General features: G+C 46.8%; 1 protein-coding gene and 1 pseudogene. Both read right to left on the reverse strand.

Features of this window, described 5'->3' with window-relative positions; translation table 11 throughout:
* Positions 1–377: pseudogene (locus R7R24_RS26490) on the reverse strand (acetoacetate--CoA ligase); the annotation flags it as partial.
* Between the two features lie 82 nt (positions 378–459).
* A partial coding sequence (locus R7R24_RS26495) for an FAD-binding protein (RefSeq protein WP_318120087.1) occupies positions 460–755 on the reverse strand: 296 nt, incomplete at its 5' end.

Raw genomic sequence — 755 nt, forward strand, 5'->3', positions numbered from 1 at the left:
CCACTTTCATTGCTGAAAACAATCAATTGTCGCTCTGGTGATTGCTCAGCGTGTACAAGTAAATTCTGAGCGTAGTTAAGGGTTGTATCGCAGAACCAAACCGTATCTCTGTTGATATTTGGTGAGTTTGAATCGCTCCATTTTGGCTCGCCTAAACTTTTGACTTGTGAACCTAACTTGCCAACGACTTTACAAAATTGCCAAGTGTGCTGCCAAAATGCGTCATTGTGTTCAATAGACCAGCGGTGTAATGACGCATAATCGCTAATCTCATTACTTGCGCTGTTTCGTGCATTAGTGCTCTCGATAAATCGGAGCAGGTTACTGTCTCTGACTCGCTCAGCGGATGGCGACCAAATAGGAGTTTGGCTTGGCATAGTTCCCTCTATATTCAATCCATTGTTAACTTACATTGATCAAAAAGGGCGAGCATCATCTGCTCGCCCTTGGTCGGTTTATTTATAGTTGCTCAGCGAGCTGAGGCAATATCTCAAACAGATCGCCGACTAACCCATAATCTGCCACTTCGAAGATAGGGGAGTCCGGATCTTTGTTGATCGCAACAATCACTTTCGACTCTTTCATGCCGGCAAGGTGTTGGATTGCACCAGAGATCCCGACGGCAATGTAAAGCTTAGGCGCGACGATTTTACCGGTTTGACCGACTTGTAAGTCGTTAGCGACAAAACCTGCATCGACGGCAGCGCGAGACGCGCCAATCGCCGCGCCGAGTTTGTCGGCGACTTTTTCGATAA

It is taken from the genome of Vibrio sp. 704, from assembly GCF_033339295.1.